The organism is Pseudomonas sp. KBS0710 (genome assembly GCF_005938045.2).
Lineage (GTDB): Bacteria > Pseudomonadota > Gammaproteobacteria > Pseudomonadales > Pseudomonadaceae > Aquipseudomonas.
On record NZ_VCCF02000001.1, the window covers coordinates 1,921,326 to 1,941,406 of the forward strand.

Genomic DNA, 20,081 nt, shown 5'->3' on the forward strand with positions numbered 1-20,081 from the left:
GCGGGCATCCGGTCCGCGCCACCTGCGCAGTGTAGCCATTTGCGCGGTGTGGAACCTCGCAAATTAATGATCGACGTCAATCTACGAGAGCAATCTCCGAGCCATCGGCAGCCGGGTGGCGATTGCCTGTCACCGTTTAATCTTGAATAATCGGCGATTGAGAATGACTTGCAGACGCTAATGAATCCCGCAGTTGGCCTACCCACTATCCTGACCATTGAAGACGACCCGGTATTGGGCGCCTATGTGCATGAGCACCTGGGCCGCTGTGGCTTTCAGGTCACCTGGTGCCAGAACGGCCAACAGGGCCTGCAGATGGCACGTGACCAGGCGTTCGACGTGGTGTTGATGGACATCCTGCTGCCGGGCATGGACGGTTTGTCGATTCTTACCCATTTGCGCCAGGACCATGCGATGCCGGTCATCCTCATGTCGGCGCTGGGCGCCGAAGCCGACCGCATCAGCGGTTTTCGCCTGGGCGCGGACGACTACCTGCCCAAGCCGTTCAGCATGATCGAACTGCGCGTGCGCATTGAAGCCATCCTGCGCCGCGTGGCCCTGGACCGACGGCCGTTGCCGCTGTGTTTACCGACACACGACGATGCGCGCAGCCTGCGTTTTGACGATGAACTGTACGACGTGTTCTTTCAAGAACACTCGGCCGGGCTGACGCGCAGCGAGTATCGCCTGCTCGAGACCTTGCACCGTAGCGCCGATGAAGTGCTCAGCAAAGCCTTCCTTTACCAGCATGTGTTGCAGCGCGGCTACGCGCCCCACGACCGCAGCCTGGACATGCATATCAGCCAGATCCGCCGCAAGCTCAAGGCCATCGGCTACAGCGAGCGCGAAGTGCGCACGGTGTGGGGCAAAGGTTATGTGCTAAGTGGCCATGATGAAGGGCTTTAAACGGCTGCCCGGCCGGCATTCGTTATTCTGGAAGCTCGCTTGCCTGCTGATCGCCTTCTGTTTGCTGATGATCTGGCTCAGTTGGTCCTGGGGCCGCTACATGGAAGAGCAGAACGCCTATGTGGCCGAGGAGTCCCGCGAGATCCTGCGCGGCTATGCCGCGGGCGCGGAACTGGCCTGGAGTACCCAGGGCAGTGCGGGCGTGGACGCCTGGTTGCAACTGATGGGCACGCGCGAATCCACCTGGATCGGGGTGATCGGCAACGACCTGCAGTCGCTGAGCAACATGCCGCTGAGCGACAAGGAAAGCCAGCGCCTGACCTTTCTGCGCGGGCTGGAGTGGCCGGTCAGCCGGCACGTCAAAGGCCTGCCCTGGGTGAAAGTCCCGTTCCCGGTCGACCCTGGCGCCGGCTCGCTGGTGATCGAATTGCCCAAGCGCTTTATGCCGGGGCGCTATCAGGTGTTCTGGCGCGTGGTGACCAACGGCGTGATCCCCGGCCTGTTTACCTTGCTGCTGTGCGTGGGGCTTTACCGGCTGCTGATCATGCCGCTGAACCAATTGCGCGAGCAGGCCAACGCTTGGCGCGCCGATCAATTGAATACGCGTATGTCCCGCGAGGCCACCAGCCGCCAGGATGAATTGGGTGAGCTGGGCCGCGCCTTCGACCACATGTCCGAGCGTTTGCAGGGCACCGTGGAGTTGCAGCAACAGTTATTGCGGGACATGTCCCATGAACTGCGCACGCCGTTGAGCCGTTTACGCGTGGCCTGTGACAGTGAGCAAGACCTGACGCAGCTGCGCGAGCGTCTGGGCCGCGAGATTGACGCGATGCAGCGCCTGGTGGAAGACAGCCTGCAACTGGCCTGGCTCGACAGCGAGCGAACGCCGTTACCCGAGGAAGCCATCCAGCTTCAGGCCTTGTGGGACATGCTGCGGGAAAACGCCTGTTATGAGAGTGATTGGCCAGCAGCGCGTTTGCCGTGCCTGTTGCCCGCCGACTGCTGGGTGCGCGGCAACCTGAATGCGCTGGCCCAAGCCCTGGAAAATATCCTGCGCAATGCCATCCGGCATTCGCCCGCCCAGGGGCTGGTGACGCTGGACGGCTGTCGCGAGGGCGATGCCTGGCATATCTGGCTGCAAGACCAGGGCGGTGGTATTGATGAGCAGGACTTGGAACGCATCTTTGCGCCGTTCACCCGCCTGGAAGGTTCACGGCCGGGTGATGGCGGTTTTGGCCTGGGCTTGAGCATCGCGCGCAATGCCGTACAGCGCCAGGGCGGAACGTTGTGGGCGCAAAACACCGCGCAAGGTTTGTGCGTACACCTGCGGCTGCCGGCGCGCTAGCCGTCAGCCACGCCGTTGCTTGCGCTTCTTCCACTGATGCGCGACCCACCAGCGCCAATAACCCATCGTCAGGCAGTAAGCCAGCGCGGCCAACACCAGCCCGCACACCACCGAACCCAACAGGAACGGCTGCCACAGTGTGCCCAGCTGGCTGCTGATCCACTCCCAGGTCAGGTTGTCGGGCAGGCTGCGCGGCGGCGTGTTCATCAGCCAGGCGCCGGTCAGGTAGGTGCAGAAGAACACCACCGGCATGGTGATCGGGTTGGTCAGCCACACCAGGCTCACGGCAATCGGCATATTGCCGCGCACTGCGATCGCCAGGACCGCCGCCAATAACATCTGCAACGGAATCGGGATAAACGCCGCGAACAGGCCCACCGCCATGGCGCGTGCGACGGAATGGCGGTTCAGGTGCCAGAGGTTGGGGTCATGCAGCAACTTGCCGAGAAATCGTAAGGACTTGTGTTCCCGGATACTCGTGGGGTCGGGCATGTACCGTTTGAATAAGCGCCGGGGCATAAGGGGTCCAGGTCAGTTCGAGGGGCAAGTATGCCCGCATTCTATAAACAGAAAATTCAGACTTTGTGACAAAACATCAGAGGACGCGCGGGGTATCCGACTAAGACTAGTGGATCACTGGAAAAGGATGATTCATGAGAACAGGGATGTTCGCGTTCGGAATGGGCTTATTGTCGCTGCGATTTTTACCCGCATTGCCGGCCACCCCATGGCTGTTGGCCATGTTGGTGGTGGCCTTGATGCTGCTGCCGTTTCGAACCTATCCGCTGGCGTTTTTGCTGATGGGTGTGAGCTGGGCGTGCATGAGCGCGCAATGGGCGTTGGACGACCGGCTAAGGCCCGATCTGGACGGTCAGACTCGCTGGATTGAGGGGCGCGTCATCGGGTTGCCGCAAAACACCAGCACCGGCGTGCGCTTCGAATTGACCGACAGCCGGTCACGCAAGGCCCGGTTGCCCAAGCGTATCCGGCTGTCCTGGCATGGCGGCCCGCCGGTTTACAGTGGCGAGCGCTGGCGACTGGCGGTCACGCTCAAGCGGCCGGCGGGTTTGCTCAATTTCCAGGGTTTTGACTACGAGGCCTGGCTACTGGCCCAGCGCATCGGTGCCACTGGCTCGGTGAAAGATGGCCAGCGCCTGGCACCGGCTCGCCATGCCTGGCGTGACAGCGTCCGCCAGCGCCTGCTGGCGGTGGATGCCCAGGGCCGCGAGGCGGGGCTGGCAGCCTTGGTGCTGGGCGACGGCTCGGGGCTCGCGCCTGAGGATTGGCGGGTGTTGCAGGACACGGGCACGGTGCACCTGCTGGTGATTTCCGGCCAGCACATTGGCTTGCTGGCCGGTTTGATCTACGCCCTGGTGGCCGGGCTGGCCCGCTATGGTTGCTGGCCCCGGGCCCTGCCTTGGCTGCCGTGGGCCTGCGCCCTGGCGTTCAGCGCCGCGTTGGGTTACGGCTTACTGGCGGGTTTTGGTGTGCCGGTGCAACGGGCCTGCGTGATGGTCGGGTTGGTGCTGCTGTGGCGTTTGCGGTTTCGCCACTTGGGTGTGTGGTGGCCGTTATTGCTGGCATTCAATGCTGTGCTGGTGCTGGAACCGCTGGCCAGTTTGCAGCCAGGGTTCTGGTTGTCGTTTGCCGCCGTGGCCGTGCTGGTATTGGCGTTCAGCGGGCGTCTGGGAGCGTGGAGCGTCTGGCAGGCCTGGACCCGCCCCCAATGGTTGATCGCCATTGGTCTGTTTCCGGTGTTGCTGGTGCTGGGGTTGCCTATCAGCCTGAGTGCGCCGGTTGCCAATCTGTTTGCCGTGCCGTGGCTCAGCCTGGTGGTGCTGCCATTGGCGCTGCTGGGCACGACACTGTTGGCGGTGCCGTGGGTGGGAGAGGGCTTGTTGTGGTTGGCCGGTGGCGCGCTGGACGGCCTGTTCACAGGCCTGGCGCTGCTGGCCGGGTTGCGCGCAGCGTGGCTGCCCGCCGACGTGCCGCTGGTTTACTGGTTGATCAGTCTCGCGGGTGCGGTGCTATTGCTCTTGCCTAAAGGCGTGCCACTGCGGCTGCTGGGCTGGCCGATGCTGTTGTTGGCGGTTTTTCCACCTAAGACCTTGGTGCCGCACGGGCAGGTGGAGGTGGTGCAGTTGGATGTCGGCCAGGGGCAGGCGGTGGTCCTGCGCACGCGCCATCACGCCATGCTCTACGACGCAGGCCCGCGCTCAGGGGCGGTTGACCTGGGCGCGCGCGTGGTGCTGCCATCCCTGCAAAAGCTTGGGGTGGCGGCGTTGGATGCGATGGTGATCAGCCATGCCCACGCCGACCATGCCGGCGGTGCAGCAGCGGTTGCCGGTGCGCTGCCCGTCGGGCGGGTTATCGGCGGAGAGACCGAAGGGCTGCCGGCCTTTCTCGCGGCCCAGCCCTGTAACAATGGCGAGCGCTGGGAGTGGGATGGCGTTTCGTTTGAATTGTGGCAATGGCCTGGCGCCACTAGTAGCAATCCGAAATCCTGCGTCTTGCAGGTACAGGCCCGTGGCGAGCGCTTGCTACTGACGGGCGATATTGATGAGGCGGCCGAAAAAGCCTTTCTCGCGTCGCCCTTGGCGGTGCCGACCGATTGGTTGCAAGCGCCACACCATGGCAGTCGCAGTTCCTCATCCTGGGCGTTTTTGCAGCGGCTTACGCCCAAGGCGGTGCTGATTTCCCGTGGCCGTGGCAATGCGTTCGGGCATCCCCATCCACAGGTGACGGCGCGTTATCAGGCGCTGGGCAGCCGGGTCTACGACAGCGCCGAGCAAGGTGCCGTGCGTGTGCAACTGGGCAGTTTTAAACCACCGGTTGTTGCGCGCAGTCAACGGCGGTTCTGGCGCGAAGCGTTACCGTGATAAGGGCTTACCCAGCACATGGGCCTGTGACAGGCGGGCCTGGCGCCTACGAACCACGCCGGTGAACCTATATGGTAAAGTGGCGCACTTTTTCGAGGGGACATTCACTGTGTGGGAATTGGTCAAATCCGGCGGCTGGATGATGCTGCCGATTATCTTGAGCTCCATCGCCGCACTCGGCATCGTTGCCGAACGTTTGTGGACCCTGCGCGCCAGCCGCATAACCCCCGAGCATCTGCTGGGGCAGGTCTGGGGCTGGATCAAGAACAAACAGCTGGATAAAGAAAAACTCAAGGAACTGCGCGCCAACTCGCCGCTGGGTGAAATCCTTGCGGCGGGCCTCGCCAATTCCAAACATGGTCGCGAGATCATGAAAGAGTGCATCGAAGAGGCTGCCGCCCGGGTCATCCATGAAATGGAGCGCTATATCAATGCGCTCGGCACCATCGCGGCCATGGCGCCGTTGCTGGGTCTGTTGGGCACGGTGCTGGGCATGATCGACATTTTCAGCTCGTTCATGGGCTCGGGCATGACCACCAACGCCGCCGTCCTGGCAGGTGGTATTTCCAAGGCCTTGATCACCACGGCAGCGGGCCTGATGGTCGGTATTCCTTCAGTGTTTTTCCACCGCTTCCTGCAGCGTCGCATCGATGAACTGGTGGTCGGCATGGAGCAGGAAGCCATCAAGCTGGTGGAAGTGGTGCAGGGCGATCGTGATGTCGATTTCGTTGAGGGCCGAGCGTGAAATTTCGCCGCAAGCAACGGGAGAATGTTGATATCAACCTGGCGTCGCTGATCGACGTGGTCTTTATCCTGCTGCTGTTTTTTGTCGTGACGACCACCTTCACCCGCGAAACCCAACTGCGTGTTGATTTACCCGAAGCCGTGAGTGGCTCACCGGCCGAAGACCAGCAAACCAAGCAGTTGGACATTGCCATCAGCGCCGACGGGGTGTTTTCGTTGAATAACCAATTGCTCGAAAAAAATGACCTTGCCAGCCTGATGGCCGCTCTGGAGAAAGAGTCCGGCGGCGATACCAACATGCCGCTTTCCATCAGTGCTGACGGCAAAACCCAGCATCAAGCCGTGATCACCGCCATGGATGCCGCCGGCAAGCTGGGCTTCAGCCATCTGCGCATGACCACCGTCGAGGCGGCGAGCCCGCCCTGATGGCCATGTCCGATCGTTTGCTCAAGGCGTGGTACGCGGGCCATCCGGCACTCGCGCTGCTGCGGCCGCTGGAATCTTTGTACCGTCGCGTTGTGCAGCGCAAACGCGCGCGTTTCCTGGCGGGCGAGGGTGAGATTTATCAATCGCCGGTGCCTGTGGTGGTGGTGGGCAATATCACCGTCGGCGGCACCGGCAAGACGCCGTTGATCCTGTGGCTGATCGAGCACTGCCGGCGCAGTGGTCTGCGAGTGGGTGTGGTCAGCCGTGGTTACGGTGCCAAGCCACCGCAGTTGCCGTGGCGGGTCGAGGCCAGCCATAGCGCCGAAGTGGCGGGCGACGAGCCGTTGCTGATCGTTCAGCGCTGTGGCGTGCCCCTGATGATAGACCCAGACCGAAGCCGCGCCGTCAAAGCCTTGCTGGCCAGTGAACCCCTTGACCTGATCCTCAGCGACGATGGCCTGCAGCATTACCGCCTGGCCCGCGACCTGGAACTGGTGCTGATCGATGCCGCCCGTGGCTTGGGCAACCGCCGCTGCCTGCCTGCCGGGCCTTTGCGCGAACCGGTGGAGCGCCTGCGCAGCGTGGATGCGCTGTTGTACAACGGTGCCGGGGCCGATCGCGAGGATGGGTTTGCCTTTCGCCTGCAACCCACGGCGCTGATCAACTTGAAAACCGGTGAGCGCCAATCGGTCGAGCATTTTGCCGCCGGCCAGCGGGTCCATGCCGTCGCGGGTATCGGTAACCCGCAACGTTTCTTCAATACCCTCGAAACGCTACACTGGCAGCCGATTCCCCATGCGTTTGCCGACCATGCGCCCTACAGCGCAGAGGTGTTGAATTTCACACCGTCATTGCCGTTGGTGATGACCGAAAAAGACGCGGTGAAGTGCCGCGCCTTTGCCCAGCCCGACTGGTGGTACCTTGCAGTAGATGCATTGCCGTCACCGGCGTTTGTGGCCTGGTTCGACACGCAATTGATGCGCCTGCTGCCTGCCCGACTCTCGCCTTAAACCGCTTTTTCCAGGAAATACTCATGGACACCAAACTGCTCGACATCCTCGCTTGCCCGATCTGCAAAGGCCCGCTCAAGCTCAGCGCCGACAAAACCGAGCTGATCAGCAAGGGCGCCGGCCTGGCTTATCCGATCCGTGATGGCATCCCGGTGATGCTGGAAAGCGAAGCCCGTACCCTGACCACCGATGAGCGCCTGGATAAATGACCACCGCCTTTACCGTTGTCATTCCTTCGCGCTACGCCTCCACGCGCCTGCCGGGCAAGCCGCTGCAATTGATCGGCGACAAGCCGATGATCCAGCTGGTGTGGGAGCAGGCCTGTAAAAGCAGTGCCGAGCGCGTGGTGGTTGCCACCGACGACCCGCGCATTATCGAGGCCTGCAAAGGTTTCGGCGCTGAAGCGGTGCTGACCCGCGAAGACCACAATTCCGGCACCGACCGCCTGGCCGAAGTCGCCACGCAGTTGGGGCTTGCTCCCGATGCGATCGTGGTCAATGTGCAGGGTGACGAGCCCTTGATCCCGCCGTGCGTGATCGATCAGGTCGCCGCCAACCTGGCCGCCCATGGCGAGGCGCGCATGGCGACCCTGGCCGAGCCCATCGAAGACATCGAGACCCTGTTCAACCCGAACGTGGTCAAAGTGGTCAGCGATATCAATGGCCTGGCGCTGACCTTCAGCCGCTCGACCCTGCCGTGGGCGCGTGATGCATTCGCCAAACAGCCCGACGCATTGCCCCAGGGCGTGCCGTACCGTCGCCATATCGGCATCTATGCCTACCGTGCCGGTTTCCTGCATGACTTCGTCAGCTGGGGGCCGTGCTGGCTGGAAAATACCGAGTCCCTGGAACAGTTGCGTGCCCTGTGGCACGGCGTGCGTATCCACGTGGGCGACGCGCTGGAAGCACCGCCAGCCGGTGTCGACACCCAGGAAGACCTTGAGCGCGTTCGCCGCCTGCTGGGGGCCTGATGGAGGTTCTGTTCGTCTGCCTGGGCAATATCTGCCGCTCGCCCACCGCCGAAGGTGTGCTGCGCCATAAATTGCGCGAAGCGGGGCTGGCCGGCCAGGTTGAAGTGGCATCTGCCGGCACGGGTGATTGGCATGTCGGCAACCCGCCGGACCAGCGCAGCCAGCGTGCGGCGCGGGTGCGCGGTTACGACTTGTCGGCCCAGCGTGCCCAGCAGGTTTCCCGTGCAGACTTTGCTCGATATGACCTGATCCTGGCCATGGACCACAGCAACCTGCGCAACCTCAAGGCGTTGCACCCAGGCCGAGGCAAAGCCGAGCTGGACTTGTTCCTGCGCCGCTATGACGCCGAAGTGGACGAAGTGCCAGACCCTTACTACGAAGGCGAGCAAGGTTTCGAGCGGGTCCTGGACCTTATCGAACGGGCCTGTGATTTATTGGTAATCGAATTGAAGGGGCGGTTATGACCTTGCAAGTGCTTGCGCAGGTATCGCTCAAGCCATTCAACAGCTTCGGCATCGACGTGCGCGCCCAGTGGTTTGCCGAGGCCCACAGCGACGCCGATGTGCGTGAAGCCTTGGTCTATGCGGCGGCGCAGTCGTTACCGCTGTTGGTGATCGGCGGTGGCAGCAACCTGCTGTTGACCCAGGATATCCAGGCAGTGGTATTGCGCATGGCCACCCAGGGCATTCGGCTGCTGCAGGACGACGGTGTACACGTGGTGGTCGAGGCCGAAGCGGGCGAAGCCTGGCACCCGTTTGTCTTGTGGACGTTGGAACATGGTTTCTGCGGCCTGGAGAACCTCAGCCTCATCCCTGGCACCGTCGGTGCTGCGCCGATGCAGAACATCGGCGCCTACGGCGTAGAGATCAAGGACGTGTTTGCCGGCCTCACCGCGCTGGATCGTAACACCGGCGAGCTGCGCGACTTCAGCCTGCAGGAATGCAACTTCGCCTACCGCGACAGCCTGTTCAAGCACGAAACCGGGCGCTGGCTGATCCTGCGCGTGCGTTTCGCCTTGAGCCGCGCCAGCCACCTCAAACTCGACTACGGCCCGGTACAGCAGCGCCTGGCCGCGCAGGGTATCACCGAGGCGACGCCGAGCGATGTCAGCCGCGCTATTTGCAGCATCCGCCGCGAAAAACTGCCCGACCCGGCAGAACTGGGGAATGCCGGCAGTTTCTTCAAAAACCCACTGGTGTCCCAGGTGCTGGCGGCTGAGCTGAAGGCGCAGTACCCGGACCTGGTGGCCTACCCGCAGGCCGATGGGCAGATGAAGCTCGCCGCTGGCTGGCTGATCGATAAAGCCGGCTGGAAAGGCTTTCGCGACGGCGATGCCGGCGTGCATAAACTGCAGGCGCTGGTGCTGGTCAACTATGGCGCGGCCACCGGGCACGACATTGCTAACCTGGCGCTGCGTATCCAACGTGATATTGCCGAGCGTTTCAAGGTTGATCTGGAAATGGAACCGAACCAGTACTGAGCGTTAGCAATCCTGTGAAAACAAAAATGCCCCGTATCTTTCGATACGGGGCATTTTTTATTGCGCTAGCAATCAGTCATCGCGGCTCATGATGCCGAAGATCTGCAACAGGCTGATGAACAGGTTGTAGATCGATACATACAGGCTGATGGTCGCCATGATGTAGTTACGCTCACCGCCGTGGATGATGGCGCTGGTCTGGAACAGGATGCACACGGAGGAGAACAGCACAAAACCTGCGCTGATCGCCAACTGCAAGCCGCTGATCTGGAAGAACATGCCGGCAACCACCGCCGCCAGCAACACGAAGAAGCCTGCGGTAATGAAGCCACCCAGGAAACTCATGTCCTTACGGCTGATCAGCACGTAGGCCGACAGACCACCAAACACCAGGGCCGTCATGGCAAATGCCGAACTGACCACTTCCGCGCCGCCGGCCATGCCGAGGTAACGGTTGAGGATCGGGCCAAGGATAAAGCCCATGAAACCGGTCAGGGCAAACGCCGACACCAGGCCCCAGGCCGAGTCACGCAGCTTGTTGGTCAGGAAGAACAGGCCGTAGAAACCAATCAGCACGACAAAGATATTCGGGTAGCCGACGCGCATCTGCTGCGCCACATACGCCATTACGCCGCTGAACGCGAGGGTAAGGGCGAGCAAGCCGTAGGTGTTGCGCAACACGCGGCTGACTTCAAGCTGCTCAGCCTGCGCGTTACCATTCAGTGCGTAATTCTGTTCGCGCATGGCGACACTCCTTCAGTTTTGAAACATTCAGTCGCAAGGATCATAACAGACGCTCTGTAACAAGCCATGGCAAGAGTTTGACAGTGTGTTTCATTCGGGTATTATGGCGCCCGCTGACACGGGATGGGCTACTATAATCCTGTGATGCAAAAGGGAAATTGGCAGAGTGGTTGAATGCACCGGTCTTGAAAACCGGCGGACGTTAATAGCGTCTCCAGGGTTCGAATCCCTGGTTTCCCGCCAAGATTTACACGAAAGCCCCGCGATTGCGGGGCTTTTGCGTTTCTGGGGTTTGGTGCAGCCATCAGCTTAGGGGGCCTTCTATTCGCCTTTCCGGCGCCCGGCGATCACGATGCAAAGAAATGTCCCAAATCCTTTGATCGGCTCCCTACAAAAATTTGATTTCGCGCTCTACCATTCGTGGCCTGCAGCCCCCCTCTGAGGGATAGTCTGCACAGACAACAAAAAGCCCGCGCAATGGCGGGCTTCAAGCCAATACGGTGAGCGGCGCCTATCCCGCCACATGCAAATCTCCACGATAGGCGATATGTACCTTGTTGCCATCTGGATCACGCAGGTAAGCACCGTAGTAACCGTCACCATAGTGTGGGCGTTGGCCAGGTTCACCTTCATCTGATCCACCCGCAAGAAGCCCAGCTGCATAGGCGGTATCTACCGCATTTGCAGAGGGCGCAGTGAAAGCCACCATGCTGCCATTTCCTGCTCCGGCCTTATTGCGGTCATAAGGGTTGTACACATAAAAGCGCGGGAGAGCGCTGTCTGGCTTGACCCAGCACGCCGAAGGTGGCCCGCCATCAGGGGTTACAGGCCTACGACAGAGCCCCAAGGGGATCAGCACCGCGTCGTAGAAGGTAGACGCCTTATCAAGATCGTTTGTCCCAACGGTTACGTGACTGAACATCCTGTATTCCTGCTTACGAAGGCGAGGCGTTATCGTGTCATTTTGAAGGTGGGGGTGTATAGCGGTCGTCGGGTAAGGCGGCGAGGGCAAGTCTCGGTCTTCCAAATCGCAGGCAAAGAAAAGCCCGCGATGGGGGATAGCGGGCTTAAAGGGATGTTCTCTAGGAGCTGGGGTAACCATAAGCGCCCGAGTGTGAAAGGGATGTGAAAGGTTGCGCTCAGTAGGACTTCGCGATTGCCTTGGCGAGTTGCATATCGGGCCTTGCACTGCGATCAGAGCGGGCCACCCTAGCAGAGCAGGGCGCCTGCCAGAAACAAGAAGCCCGGCGCTGGGCCGGGCTTCGATGTAACAGCGTTAGAAACTAACGATGCTTGTTCTTGTGTTTATGTTTGTTGTTGCCTTTGTGCTTTTTACCATCGGATCGATGATTACTTTCATCATCCGCCAGGTTGTTTCCTAGTGCGCCACCCGCCGCGCCGCCGAGACCTGCACCGATAGTCGAGCCGGTTGTACCGCCAAGGCGATTACCAATGAGTGAACCGCCAGCCGAGCCGATACCGCCGCCTAATGCAGCTTCCGCTCTGTTGCCTCTTTGAGCCCCGACAGCACTGCCGGCAGCACCACCTACACCAGCGCCTACCGCCGCGCCCGTTGAGCCGCCGAGCTGTTGACCTACGATGTTGCCAAGTGCACCACCAACGCCGCCTCCAAGGGCGGCTGTGCCATCTCCGGCAGCCATCGCTCCTTGCGAAATGAGGACGCCCACAAATAGGGCGGGCAGTGTCATTTTCATTTTGTGAACCTCTATGGGTTGTCAGCAGGCGCTCACGGTTAAAGCACGCCTGTCATTGGGACTCGTCCAAAAGTTTGAAGTTCTTTGCGGGCGGGTCCTGCGGGCGAATGGTTGTAACAAGATATAAGCGTACCGCCTTCACCTCATCCTCGCACACCGTAGAAGTGGTTCAGCGCTATCAGCTCAACCACAGCCACTAAAACGCACAGCGCAGCGAAGCCAGGGCTGAAGACTCGCTTGCGATTGGATGAGCCCCCAGCCAGCCTTCGTCGCTAGCGCCTGGGATGACCATGAGGAACGGGAGCGTGGCTTATCGGCAGTTCGACCGCCTGGTCTTGGACGATGGTCGGGGAAAAGGTCAAGTTTTCTGACGCAGAGATCACACTTACATACCCAGAGTAGGCATGATTACCCGGCCGCACTCTATGAGTTGGCCGGCTGTTACTTGAAGTTCGCGGGTGGGTTTCGCTGCGTACCCGGCAAGGAAGCCGGCGGCGACAAGCGCAATGCACACTAAGGTGTTTCTCAAGATCATGCGGGGCGCTCGCTAACAGATTGATGTAAAAGCAAGCAGCACAGATTCCAGATTATGCAAAAGGTTCCTGGTGGTCGCCCTCATTGAGCTATGGTAATTACTAACGCTGTCGACCAGGGATTGATCGCCAGCGGGTGTGCCAGGCATGTGCCACCGCATACTGAGAACACTGAACGACTCTGACTGGAGGCGTTCGTATTGCGTTCATCTGACTTTTGATAGGGCACCATGGATAAGCGGCTCGCAGGTCTATCATTTTTGCTTACCCTGGGATGGGTTGCCACAGTGGTATCTGTAATGTGGTACTTCTACGACAATTAGTCTAAAGGCCGAATATCTTCTAGCCCCACAATTACGTAAGCTCCTGCCAACACGAACAACACCTGTGAAGCACCGGCGATCAATTGAGAGAGGCGCAGCAACTTCTGCTCCGTCATGGAGCGCGGCGCTAGAGCGCCGCGCTTTAGATCACGCCACGATGTCGCTGATGGCTGCCTGGCCCACGGTGGTGACGAGGAAATCCGCCACGCCATGCCCGGAGAAGTCCACCGCCAAGGTGCCCAGGTTGGTGCCCGAGGCATAGCTCAGCACCGCATCACCGGTATGCCCGGTAAATGCATTGACGAAGCTCAAGCCTGCACCTTTGGTAATGCCCGACAGGTCGATCTTGTCGGAGCCCGAGATGAAGTCAAAAATCGTGTCCGCCGCCCCCGGCTTGGAGTCGGAACTGGCACCGAACACAAAGGTGTCGTTGCCGGCGCCGCCCCACAGTTGGTCCGCACCGCCACCGCCGTAGATGATGTCGTTGCCGGCACCGCCTTTAATGATGTTGGCGGCGTTGTTGCCAATGATCAGGTCGTTGCCTGCGCCACCAAAAGCGTTCTCGAGGGTAACGCCCTTGGCAATGGATACGTTACCCACCAGGCCGCCGACGTCGGAGAACGAGGCTTCATTGAGGTTGATCTTCTGGTTCTGGGTAAAACCGGAGAAGTCCAGGGTGTCGTTGCCGCCACCGTCCCATATCGAGAACACCAGCTTGTCGGCATTGGAGGTGGCGTTGTAGAAATCCCGCCCGGTATTGGAGTTGAACCCGTAGGTGGTGTCGCCGGCGCGGGTGGCGTAGTTGGCGCCGTAGAGCTTCTGGATCGCAGCAATGTCGTCGATTAGCGGGCCGGCTGCATAGGCTTCGCTCCCGCCTTTACTGAAGTTTTGATCGGAGTTGCTCTCGCTCCAGTAACTCATCACGGAGTAAGCGTGTGTATCTTCGGCATATTTCGCATCCGAATAGGACGGCTGGCCAACGCTGGCATCGTAGGCGCCTGGGTGTTGCAGTCCCAGCGAGTGGCCAATTTCATGGGTTAGCGTTTGACGGCCGTAATTGCCGTTCGCGGGCGTTAAGTTTTCTTGGTAGTTTTTATTGGTATAAAACAACGCGTCACTGTTTCCGCTGTTGTTTGGGTAGAACGCGAAAGCCGACCGCGCACCGCCATGCTGCAGGTCATTGCTATAGTTGCCCAAGGATATATGGGCGTCGCCTCCACTTTTAGATTCACGGAATGAGATATTGGCGACGTCCGACCAGGATTGGAACGAAAGGGCTGCCTGGGCCTTCTGTTGTGCGTTGAAAGCGGCGAAGCCAGAAACTTTCTCGGCGGCGTAAGATTTACTTTCTGAGGTCAGAAAGCTGTAGGTGAAATTGTATTTGCCGTTATGGTCATTATCACCCCAATAGTAACCGCCCCGGGTTATTTCATCAGCGGCCTGCGCAATGGTGTAAGACGGCTTTCCATTTATAGTGAAACCTCCTCGATCATACGCGTGTGAAAAACTCTGGAGGCTTTGGTAGTCTTCACTTGTTTGGAAACCTGCCGAAGAAGTACCTGGATTAACAAGATTTTTCGTTGAGACAGTCATAAGTTTACATTCCTTCGTATCCATTGAGTGTGGAGTGCTATAGGCTTATCACGTGTTCGTTGTTTTCTTGTTGTGTTCATCTTTATAAAGGAGTAAGGCGTTTAGTATTATTTAAAAATTAAATATAATATATAACGTATTGAAATATCCTTAAACATTCTGCGGGCGTTCAAGCGAGTGAGTGGCGGTTGCTCGTTATCGTTCGAGCCAATGATTTATCCACGTCATATCGCTTCGTTATATTTACAGTACTCATGCCCGTAAATGAGCGTGCCGACGCGGGAAGAAATGGGTCGTTCTGTTGAAAAACACTGGCGCAGTGATCCCGGCGCTTTACTTGTATGCCTCAGGAAACCAGCGTTGTGCCAGCTTCACCTTGATTGCCAGGTCCTCTTTCGACTTCTGGCATTCGAGTGCTCGCTGCTCAGCGCTCGGGATGGCCGGCCAATTACGCGCCCCTCGGGAGACAACTTGCTCATAGCCTTCATCGTATTCCGCGCTTGGCCCTGCAATCAGCTTGGATGCTTTTACATAATCGGCGACGAGATCAGCGGGCAGCGTCCCGCAGGTGAATTGCGCCCGGGAGTACATCAGGCCATCGCTTGCCCCGAGTACCTTCCCGTCACCAGGTTGGGTGGCTGCAACGGACAGTGTGGGGCAGGCAAGCAACATAACGACCAGCAAGGTGCGTCCGTTCATTTGAAATATCCTTAACATTTAACAAGTACCTGTTCCATGACCGCCTGGCGATTCAACTCAGCAGTTGAACACTGGTGCATAACGCTCCTCACGCTTTTTAAAGTGAATCGGCGCCATGGGGACTTTTTCACCATTCACGAAGATGGCCGGGAAGGTCAGCGTAAAGTCGTCCATGTCACCTTTGCCCAAAGGCGTGCCTTTGGTGTCGGAGTCGGCTATTTCCTTGGGGTCAAATCCGGTTTTCAACTGCTCCACGCTGACCTGGTAACTGCGCCCGGATGCCAATTGCACGGTCACTTCAGGTGATGCGGCACTCACCCACAGCGGCGTTTTTGTGTAGCCTTGGCTCGGTTTATAGAGACGGCCGAACAGTCGAAGTTCCGTGTCAGTTGACTTTACATTGCCCGGCCAGCTGCGCGTGCCCGGTGGCGCGACATACACCAGTACGCGGACCCAGTTGAGTGCCTCGGGTTGCGCCGTAAAACTCATAGCGGCGTGTGCACCCGGGCAGGTGCGCTCTAGCAGAGCGGGCTGGCCCACAGACGATTCCGGATGCAGATAGGGCCCCGTGCTGCACCCCGTAGTCAGTGCCAATAGCGAGCACAGGAGGTATTTTCTCATCGGGCAATTCCCTTTGCTGTGGTGATAGGCGTGCATTAAAGCACGTCTGCCTCCCCGAACCGCACACGGCAGAAAGCCAAACACCGGTGGTAAAAAAGCCCGCAACCGCGGGCTCATCTCACATCACATCTCGACTTACTTGAACAAACCACCAATCGCATTAATCGCATCCGCAGCCTTGTTCACGTTCTGCTGGTGTTGAGGGTTGGTATCCACCTGCGCCTGCGTGTTGTAGCGCGCGTTACTGCAGCTTTTATTGGTTTGCGTCAGGGCTGCCTGAAAGGCTGTCGCGCGCAAAGTGTCGCCTTTGGCGTTGGCTGCATTGATGTTGGTTTGCAGGTCGCGGATCTGCTGTTGGCAGGAGGCGTTGTTGGCAGTGGTGTTGACGGTGTTGTTGCTGCTGCCACCCAGGGCGGAGGACAGGGCGCCCGTCAGGGCCGTCAGGTCGGCGGCGTGGGCGGGCAGGGTAAACAGGCTGAACAGGGCGGCGGCGGGTGCGAGTTTGTTAAGACGCATGGCAAACCTCAATGTTTGATTGCCTGCACACGCGTCAGCGCCCGAGCTGGCGCAGAGCAATATCCGTATAAGAGTGAGCGCTCGGGTGGAGGGAAATACTATTGGGGCAATTTTTGTGCTTCAACACTGGCGTTGCAGAAGTGTGAATGCTTTCACGTTGTTGGCGGGTCATGACCTGGCTGTCTGCACCTCTAACCGCTCGGCCAGCACGCAAATCAGACAAAGAAAAGCCCACGATGGGGGCGCGGGCTTAAAAGGTGTTCACGTAGGAGCTGAGTTCAGGCTAGGCGCGCCACTGTGAAAACCGCGTGAAAACCGCGTGTGTATTATGTTTTTTGCACCCAGGCATCAGGCTCAAGTACTGTGCTCGATCCTTATCCAGCCTAAGCAACGGTGTATTCATGTCCAATGAAGTGCAGCTTGTCGTGATGATCAATACCCAGCCCGGCAAGGGCTCGCAGCAGTCGGCCGCGTTCGAGCAGCTGGCGCCTAAGGTGCGGGCCGAGCACGGATGCCTGCGCTACGATCTGCATCCCGTGGTGGGCAACCCCGACAGCTTTGTCCTCATCGAAAAGTGGGCCTCAAAGGCCGCATTGGACGCCCACCATGTCGCCCCTCATATGGTCGCAGCGGCCCAGCACAATCCATCGTTTCGTGCCGGGCCTGCGACCGTTTTGCTGTTGGAGGACGCGGTATAAGGCCGTTATCAGAGCGGCACCCGCCTTATCTTGCCGCTCAATGGCACCACAGTGTTGTAGGGCGTGGGGATTGGCCGACCGGCCAGGCCCATGCCTTCGCTGATCAGCACAGCGCCCGGCACCACGCATAAATTGGACGGTGTATCCAGGCCGCGCACCAGCTCTTCGACTTCCCGGGTGTGCAGGTTGCAACGCAGCAAACGCCCACTGAACCGGGTAAAACCGCCGTGCAGCGGCTCGCCGTTCCAGTCCGGCAGCAGCGGTTGTTGCAGGTGGCTGCACAGCTCCAGCACCAGCAACCTGCCGCGCGGGCACAACGCCAGGCCCGTGGGCAATTGCAGGCCGCGTATCACCACCTCTATTTGCCCGCTGGCCGGGTGCACGCGGATTACTTGGCCGGCAAAGTCGGCAAAGTCGGTGCCCTTGCGTGCCGGGTCGCCGTGCAGTTCGCCAGAGAACAGGCTGATCAGCACCGCGTCCGTGTGCGGTTCGTACACCAGCGTCACGGGCACGGCTTCCTGGCCTTGATCGAGTTCCGGCAGTCGCGCCAGCACTCGTTCGTCCCGGCCTTCAGTGAATTCCACCAGTTGATTGGTATCCGGCTTTACCGCCAGCCAGCTGTGGCGGGTGGGGTGGTAGCACAGCGCATTCAAATTGCCCCGACTGTGGAACACCGGCTCAGGCGGGTTGTATTGCAGATCGAGCAGTTGCGAGCCGCCGACATAATCCGTCAGGCTGGCCAGGCAGCGCCCATCACCGCAGGCGATGTCCGATATGCCCATGATTTCATCGCGCAGCATGCGTGCCTGCATGTTCATGCTGCGAAAGCCTTGGGCAATGACTTCGCCGGGCAAGTAGTCGCCAGGCCGCGCAGGGTCGGGTTGCAAGCGGCTGATGCGGCCGCTGAAGGGTTGATCCGCCAGGCCGGAGCCGGCTTCGGCCAACAGCAGGCTGCCATCGTTTTGCAGGCACAGGCCGCGTGGGTTGAGCAGGCCGTCGGCGATCAGTGTAATGGGATGCCGGGCCTCAATGGGCCGCGCCGGAATATGCAAGGTCATGGGGTGTGCTCCTATTGCGGCGGCTGCCATGGGCTGCCGGTGAGGTAGGCGCGCAGCAACGCACGCTGGGCCGGCGACATCGAGCGCACGACCGGCATGAACAGCGTGGTGCCTTTGTAGGCATCCGAGGTGCGCGCCAAAATCGCGTTTTTCGCGGCCATGATCGCGTCGGGCTGGTTGAGCGGCACGTAGCGCGACATGGCGGGGAAGGCCAGGTAGTGAAAGCGCAGCACGTTCGGGTAAACCTGCGCCCAGGTGATGGTGCTGCCCTTGGGGATGCCGAAATCGGTCTGGGCGTATTTGCGCAAGTTGGTAAAGAAGGCTCCGTCGTCCACGCCATTGGCCGTGCAGGTCAGTGCGACAAAACCGGCCTGGCCGGCGCTGCCGCTTTTGAGCGTGACCGGGAAACTCACCGTCTGTTGCCCGGCATTCACGGTCAGTGAAGCAGGAAAGTTGAGAAAGTCGATGTACTGCTTTTGATCGTAAACACCCGGCGCGCTGGCCCCCAGGCTCACCTTGGTGGCGCTGGGCACCGGCCCACCCAGGTAGCTGATGCGCAAGGTGATGGTCAGGCCATTGGGGTAATCCTCCAGGTACACATTGCGCTGGTCGGCAGACACCCGGTACGTCGCCTCGGTGGCATTGAGTTTTTTACCGTTCACCGCATTGGGCGCGGTGATGTTCAGCGCCGTGGTCCTCACGGCTTGCTGCTGGCTGGTATTCAGGGGCAGGTCGACGATACCGCCGTACACGTAGTAATTGACCAGCGGGCTGGCGGCGGGGTTGAGCGTCGTCAGCGGTGCTGCACCGGCGGCAATGGTCACCGCCCCGTAATTGGCATTCGGCCCGATGGGGCTGGTGATGTCATCGCGCACGGCGCGGAAGGTTTGCTTGGGGATGACGTTGACCATATCCAGGCTCAGCAAGCCATTGTTGCCCAGCGCCGCATAGGCGGCGTTGCCCGTGGCCTGGTTGACGATCTGGCGGCCCGGCTGGCAACCCGGCAGCTCGCCGGCAAACGCCGGGGCCAGGGTGCCGATCACCCGCCCGATGCTCGGGTTAGGCGTGTACTTGCCGGCGGCGTAATCAGCGTCCAACTGCGCTGTGGTCATCTGCGGGCACATCTCGAACATCACAAACCGCAAGACAATGCCCGTCGCGCCCGGCGCCTGAATTATTGCCCTGAGGCCGGCACTGTTCTGGTTCCAGCTGACGATGCTGCTCAGCGGGAAGGTCAGCTGGAACGTGCCGCTGGCATGGAACGAGCCCGGTGCGTCCATTTTTGCCGGGTCGAGCACGCGGCCGGTCACGTCGTAACTGCTGCATACCGCATTGTTGCGGATCAGCAACTGGATATTATCGTTGCCGCCAATTTGCAGGCCGCCGACAAATATCTGCGTGGTGGTCGAGGCGCTGGGGTCCAGGTCCACCATCATCGGGCCGGAGACCGGGCCTTGGCCGGTCACCGGGTCTACCGAGCCGAGCAGGTACACCGGCTGGCCAATCATGTCGCCGGTGGTGCTGATGTTGCCCGGCACACCCTGGGAGCTGATCAAGGCGTTCTGCATGTCCACCACATGCTGGCCGTAGTGGTTCCAGCCGCCGGCGGTGTAGTAGTTGCCCGCTGGTGCGTTGATCATATTGTTCAACTGGTCATCGGTATAAGGCTGCGCCCCCGGCGCCAGGGTCGAGGTGGTCAGGTCGAACAGCGGCCAGTGCGGGTTGCCATTGAACGGGATGGTCGGCGAGTTGTTCGGCAAGCTCACGTCCGTGCGGATGCCGCCCCAGAAATTCAGTCGTGGTCCATTGAGGATGCTCATG

At 60.1% G+C, this 20,081-nt stretch carries 21 protein-coding genes and 1 tRNA gene; 12 read left to right on the forward strand and 10 right to left on the reverse strand.

Annotated elements, in window-relative coordinates; genetic code table 11:
- Positions 1-180 precede the first annotated feature (180 nt).
- Together FFI16_RS09030 and FFI16_RS09035 are read left to right on the forward strand one after the other, a co-directional pair.
- Positions 181-906 carry a response regulator transcription factor gene (locus FFI16_RS09030; protein WP_138814975.1) on the forward strand — a complete coding sequence of 242 codons (726 nt, stop codon included), beginning with the start codon at positions 181-183 and terminating at the stop codon, positions 904-906.
- Positions 893-2,251, forward strand: coding sequence for a sensor histidine kinase (locus tag FFI16_RS09035; RefSeq protein ID WP_138814976.1), 1,359 nt, complete (start codon positions 893-895; stop codon positions 2,249-2,251). The genes FFI16_RS09030 and FFI16_RS09035 overlap by 14 nt, the downstream gene beginning before the upstream one ends.
- A 3-nt stretch (positions 2,252-2,254) precedes the next feature.
- On the opposite strand, the gene FFI16_RS09040 is transcribed toward FFI16_RS09035, so the two are convergent.
- Positions 2,255-2,770, reverse strand: a complete 516-nt coding sequence (locus FFI16_RS09040; RefSeq protein WP_138814977.1) for a DUF2062 domain-containing protein — start codon at positions 2,768-2,770, stop codon at positions 2,255-2,257.
- 134 nt (positions 2,771-2,904) lie between these two features.
- Here FFI16_RS09040 and FFI16_RS09045 point away from each other — a divergent pair, with 134 nt between their 5' ends.
- The 8 genes from FFI16_RS09045 to murB all read left to right on the forward strand — a co-directional run bounded on the left by FFI16_RS09045 (position 2,905) and on the right by murB (position 9,760).
- Positions 2,905-5,130 (forward strand): DNA internalization-related competence protein ComEC/Rec2, encoded by a 2,226-nt coding sequence (locus FFI16_RS09045; RefSeq protein WP_138814978.1) that lies wholly within the window; start codon positions 2,905-2,907, stop codon positions 5,128-5,130.
- 109 nt (positions 5,131-5,239) lie between these two features.
- On the forward strand, positions 5,240-5,875 hold the full coding sequence (locus tag FFI16_RS09050) for a MotA/TolQ/ExbB proton channel family protein (RefSeq protein WP_016969293.1): 636 nt from the start codon (positions 5,240-5,242) through the stop codon (positions 5,873-5,875).
- Positions 5,872-6,300, forward strand: coding sequence for a biopolymer transporter ExbD (locus FFI16_RS09055; protein ID WP_138814979.1), 429 nt, complete (start codon positions 5,872-5,874; stop codon positions 6,298-6,300). The genes FFI16_RS09050 and FFI16_RS09055 overlap by 4 nt, the downstream gene beginning before the upstream one ends.
- Complete coding sequence (gene lpxK, locus FFI16_RS09060) at positions 6,300-7,310, forward strand: tetraacyldisaccharide 4'-kinase (protein ID WP_138814980.1); 1,011 nt, start codon at positions 6,300-6,302, stop codon at positions 7,308-7,310. Before FFI16_RS09055 ends, lpxK begins: the two co-directional genes overlap by 1 nt.
- Before the next feature lie 23 nt (positions 7,311-7,333).
- Positions 7,334-7,519 carry a Trm112 family protein gene (locus FFI16_RS09065; RefSeq protein WP_003174668.1) on the forward strand — a complete coding sequence of 62 codons (186 nt, stop codon included), beginning with the start codon at positions 7,334-7,336 and terminating at the stop codon, positions 7,517-7,519.
- Positions 7,516-8,280: a 3-deoxy-manno-octulosonate cytidylyltransferase gene (gene kdsB, locus FFI16_RS09070; RefSeq protein ID WP_138814981.1), complete on the forward strand. Its 765-nt coding sequence runs from the start codon at positions 7,516-7,518 to the stop codon at positions 8,278-8,280. The genes FFI16_RS09065 and kdsB overlap by 4 nt, the downstream gene beginning before the upstream one ends.
- The gene (locus FFI16_RS09075) at positions 8,280-8,744 is read left to right on the forward strand and encodes a low molecular weight protein-tyrosine-phosphatase (protein WP_138814982.1); all 465 of its coding nucleotides are present in this window, start codon (positions 8,280-8,282) and stop codon (positions 8,742-8,744) included. The genes kdsB and FFI16_RS09075 overlap by 1 nt, the downstream gene beginning before the upstream one ends.
- Entirely contained in the window at positions 8,741-9,760 is a 1,020-nt protein-coding gene (gene murB / locus FFI16_RS09080) for a UDP-N-acetylmuramate dehydrogenase (protein WP_138814983.1), read from the forward strand. Before FFI16_RS09075 ends, murB begins: the two co-directional genes overlap by 4 nt.
- A 72-nt stretch (positions 9,761-9,832) precedes the next feature.
- On the opposite strand, the gene FFI16_RS09085 is transcribed toward murB, so the two are convergent.
- Complete coding sequence (locus tag FFI16_RS09085) at positions 9,833-10,504, reverse strand: Bax inhibitor-1/YccA family protein (protein ID WP_058419884.1); 672 nt, start codon at positions 10,502-10,504, stop codon at positions 9,833-9,835.
- A gap of 152 nt (positions 10,505-10,656) precedes the next feature.
- Between FFI16_RS09085 and FFI16_RS09090 the strand changes: the two genes are divergently transcribed.
- Positions 10,657-10,747, forward strand: a tRNA-Ser gene (locus tag FFI16_RS09090).
- Between the two features lie 268 nt (positions 10,748-11,015).
- Here the strand turns inward: FFI16_RS09090 and FFI16_RS09095 are convergent.
- The 6 genes from FFI16_RS09095 to FFI16_RS09120 all read right to left on the reverse strand — a co-directional run bounded on the left by FFI16_RS09095 (position 11,016) and on the right by FFI16_RS09120 (position 16,504).
- Positions 11,016-11,426 carry a VOC family protein gene (locus FFI16_RS09095; protein WP_138814984.1) on the reverse strand — a complete coding sequence of 137 codons (411 nt, stop codon included), beginning with the start codon at positions 11,424-11,426 and terminating at the stop codon, positions 11,016-11,018.
- A gap of 361 nt (positions 11,427-11,787) precedes the next feature.
- Complete coding sequence (locus FFI16_RS09100; protein ID WP_138814985.1) at positions 11,788-12,219, reverse strand: hypothetical protein; 432 nt, start codon at positions 12,217-12,219, stop codon at positions 11,788-11,790.
- 1,003 nt (positions 12,220-13,222) lie between these two features.
- Positions 13,223-14,668, reverse strand: coding sequence for a serralysin family metalloprotease (locus tag FFI16_RS09105; RefSeq protein ID WP_138814986.1), 1,446 nt, complete (start codon positions 14,666-14,668; stop codon positions 13,223-13,225).
- A gap of 333 nt (positions 14,669-15,001) precedes the next feature.
- Positions 15,002-15,367 (reverse strand): hypothetical protein, encoded by a 366-nt coding sequence (locus tag FFI16_RS09110; protein ID WP_138814987.1) that lies wholly within the window; start codon positions 15,365-15,367, stop codon positions 15,002-15,004.
- A gap of 57 nt (positions 15,368-15,424) precedes the next feature.
- On the reverse strand, positions 15,425-15,856 hold the full coding sequence (locus FFI16_RS09115) for a hypothetical protein (protein ID WP_256666240.1): 432 nt from the start codon (positions 15,854-15,856) through the stop codon (positions 15,425-15,427).
- A gap of 267 nt (positions 15,857-16,123) precedes the next feature.
- A complete protein-coding gene (locus FFI16_RS09120; protein ID WP_138814989.1) occupies positions 16,124-16,504 on the reverse strand; it encodes a DUF1090 family protein in 381 nt (126 codons plus the stop codon).
- A gap of 401 nt (positions 16,505-16,905) precedes the next feature.
- Between FFI16_RS09120 and FFI16_RS09125 the strand changes: the two genes are divergently transcribed.
- Positions 16,906-17,202 carry a putative quinol monooxygenase gene (locus tag FFI16_RS09125; protein ID WP_138814990.1) on the forward strand — a complete coding sequence of 99 codons (297 nt, stop codon included), beginning with the start codon at positions 16,906-16,908 and terminating at the stop codon, positions 17,200-17,202.
- An 8-nt stretch (positions 17,203-17,210) separates the two neighbouring features.
- Here the strand turns inward: FFI16_RS09125 and FFI16_RS09130 are convergent, their stop codons facing one another.
- On the reverse strand, positions 17,211-18,260 hold the full coding sequence (locus FFI16_RS09130; protein WP_138814991.1) for a hypothetical protein: 1,050 nt from the start codon (positions 18,258-18,260) through the stop codon (positions 17,211-17,213).
- 11 nt (positions 18,261-18,271) lie between these two features.
- Positions 18,272-20,080, reverse strand: a complete 1,809-nt coding sequence (locus FFI16_RS09135; protein WP_138814992.1) for a hypothetical protein — start codon at positions 20,078-20,080, stop codon at positions 18,272-18,274.
- Between the last annotated feature and the right edge of the window lies 1 nt (position 20,081).

What these genes read in the sequence shown, in the direction of transcription:
- FFI16_RS09045 (WP_138814978.1), top strand. Translation starts at nt 2,905, where the DNA reads ATGAGAACAGGGATGTTCGCGTTCGGAATGGGCTTATTGTCGCTGCGA.
- FFI16_RS09125 (WP_138814990.1), top strand. Translation starts at nt 16,906, where the DNA reads ATGTCCAATGAAGTGCAGCTTGTCGTGATGATCAATACCCAGCCCGGC.
- FFI16_RS09105 (WP_138814986.1), bottom strand. Translation starts at nt 14,668, where the DNA reads ATGACTGTCTCAACGAAAAATCTTGTTAATCCAGGTACTTCTTCGGCA.
- FFI16_RS09100 (WP_138814985.1), bottom strand. Translation starts at nt 12,219, where the DNA reads ATGAAAATGACACTGCCCGCCCTATTTGTGGGCGTCCTCATTTCGCAA.
- FFI16_RS09110 (WP_138814987.1), bottom strand. Translation starts at nt 15,367, where the DNA reads ATGAACGGACGCACCTTGCTGGTCGTTATGTTGCTTGCCTGCCCCACA.
- FFI16_RS09095 (WP_138814984.1), bottom strand. Translation starts at nt 11,426, where the DNA reads ATGTTCAGTCACGTAACCGTTGGGACAAACGATCTTGATAAGGCGTCT.
- FFI16_RS09065 (WP_003174668.1), top strand. Translation starts at nt 7,334, where the DNA reads ATGGACACCAAACTGCTCGACATCCTCGCTTGCCCGATCTGCAAAGGC.
- FFI16_RS09135 (WP_138814992.1), bottom strand. Translation starts at nt 20,080, where the DNA reads ATGAGCATCCTCAATGGACCACGACTGAATTTCTGGGGCGGCATCCGC.
- FFI16_RS09130 (WP_138814991.1), bottom strand. Translation starts at nt 18,260, where the DNA reads ATGACCTTGCATATTCCGGCGCGGCCCATTGAGGCCCGGCATCCCATT.
- FFI16_RS09075 (WP_138814982.1), top strand. Translation starts at nt 8,280, where the DNA reads ATGGAGGTTCTGTTCGTCTGCCTGGGCAATATCTGCCGCTCGCCCACC.
- FFI16_RS09115 (WP_256666240.1), bottom strand. Translation starts at nt 15,856, where the DNA reads ATGAGTTTTACGGCGCAACCCGAGGCACTCAACTGGGTCCGCGTACTG.
- FFI16_RS09085 (WP_058419884.1), bottom strand. Translation starts at nt 10,504, where the DNA reads ATGCGCGAACAGAATTACGCACTGAATGGTAACGCGCAGGCTGAGCAG.
- kdsB (WP_138814981.1), top strand. Translation starts at nt 7,516, where the DNA reads ATGACCACCGCCTTTACCGTTGTCATTCCTTCGCGCTACGCCTCCACG.
- FFI16_RS09035 (WP_138814976.1), top strand. Translation starts at nt 893, where the DNA reads ATGAAGGGCTTTAAACGGCTGCCCGGCCGGCATTCGTTATTCTGGAAG.
- lpxK (WP_138814980.1), top strand. Translation starts at nt 6,300, where the DNA reads ATGGCCATGTCCGATCGTTTGCTCAAGGCGTGGTACGCGGGCCATCCG.
- FFI16_RS09040 (WP_138814977.1), bottom strand. Translation starts at nt 2,770, where the DNA reads ATGCCCCGGCGCTTATTCAAACGGTACATGCCCGACCCCACGAGTATC.
- murB (WP_138814983.1), top strand. Translation starts at nt 8,741, where the DNA reads ATGACCTTGCAAGTGCTTGCGCAGGTATCGCTCAAGCCATTCAACAGC.
- FFI16_RS09030 (WP_138814975.1), top strand. Translation starts at nt 181, where the DNA reads ATGAATCCCGCAGTTGGCCTACCCACTATCCTGACCATTGAAGACGAC.
- FFI16_RS09120 (WP_138814989.1), bottom strand. Translation starts at nt 16,504, where the DNA reads ATGCGTCTTAACAAACTCGCACCCGCCGCCGCCCTGTTCAGCCTGTTT.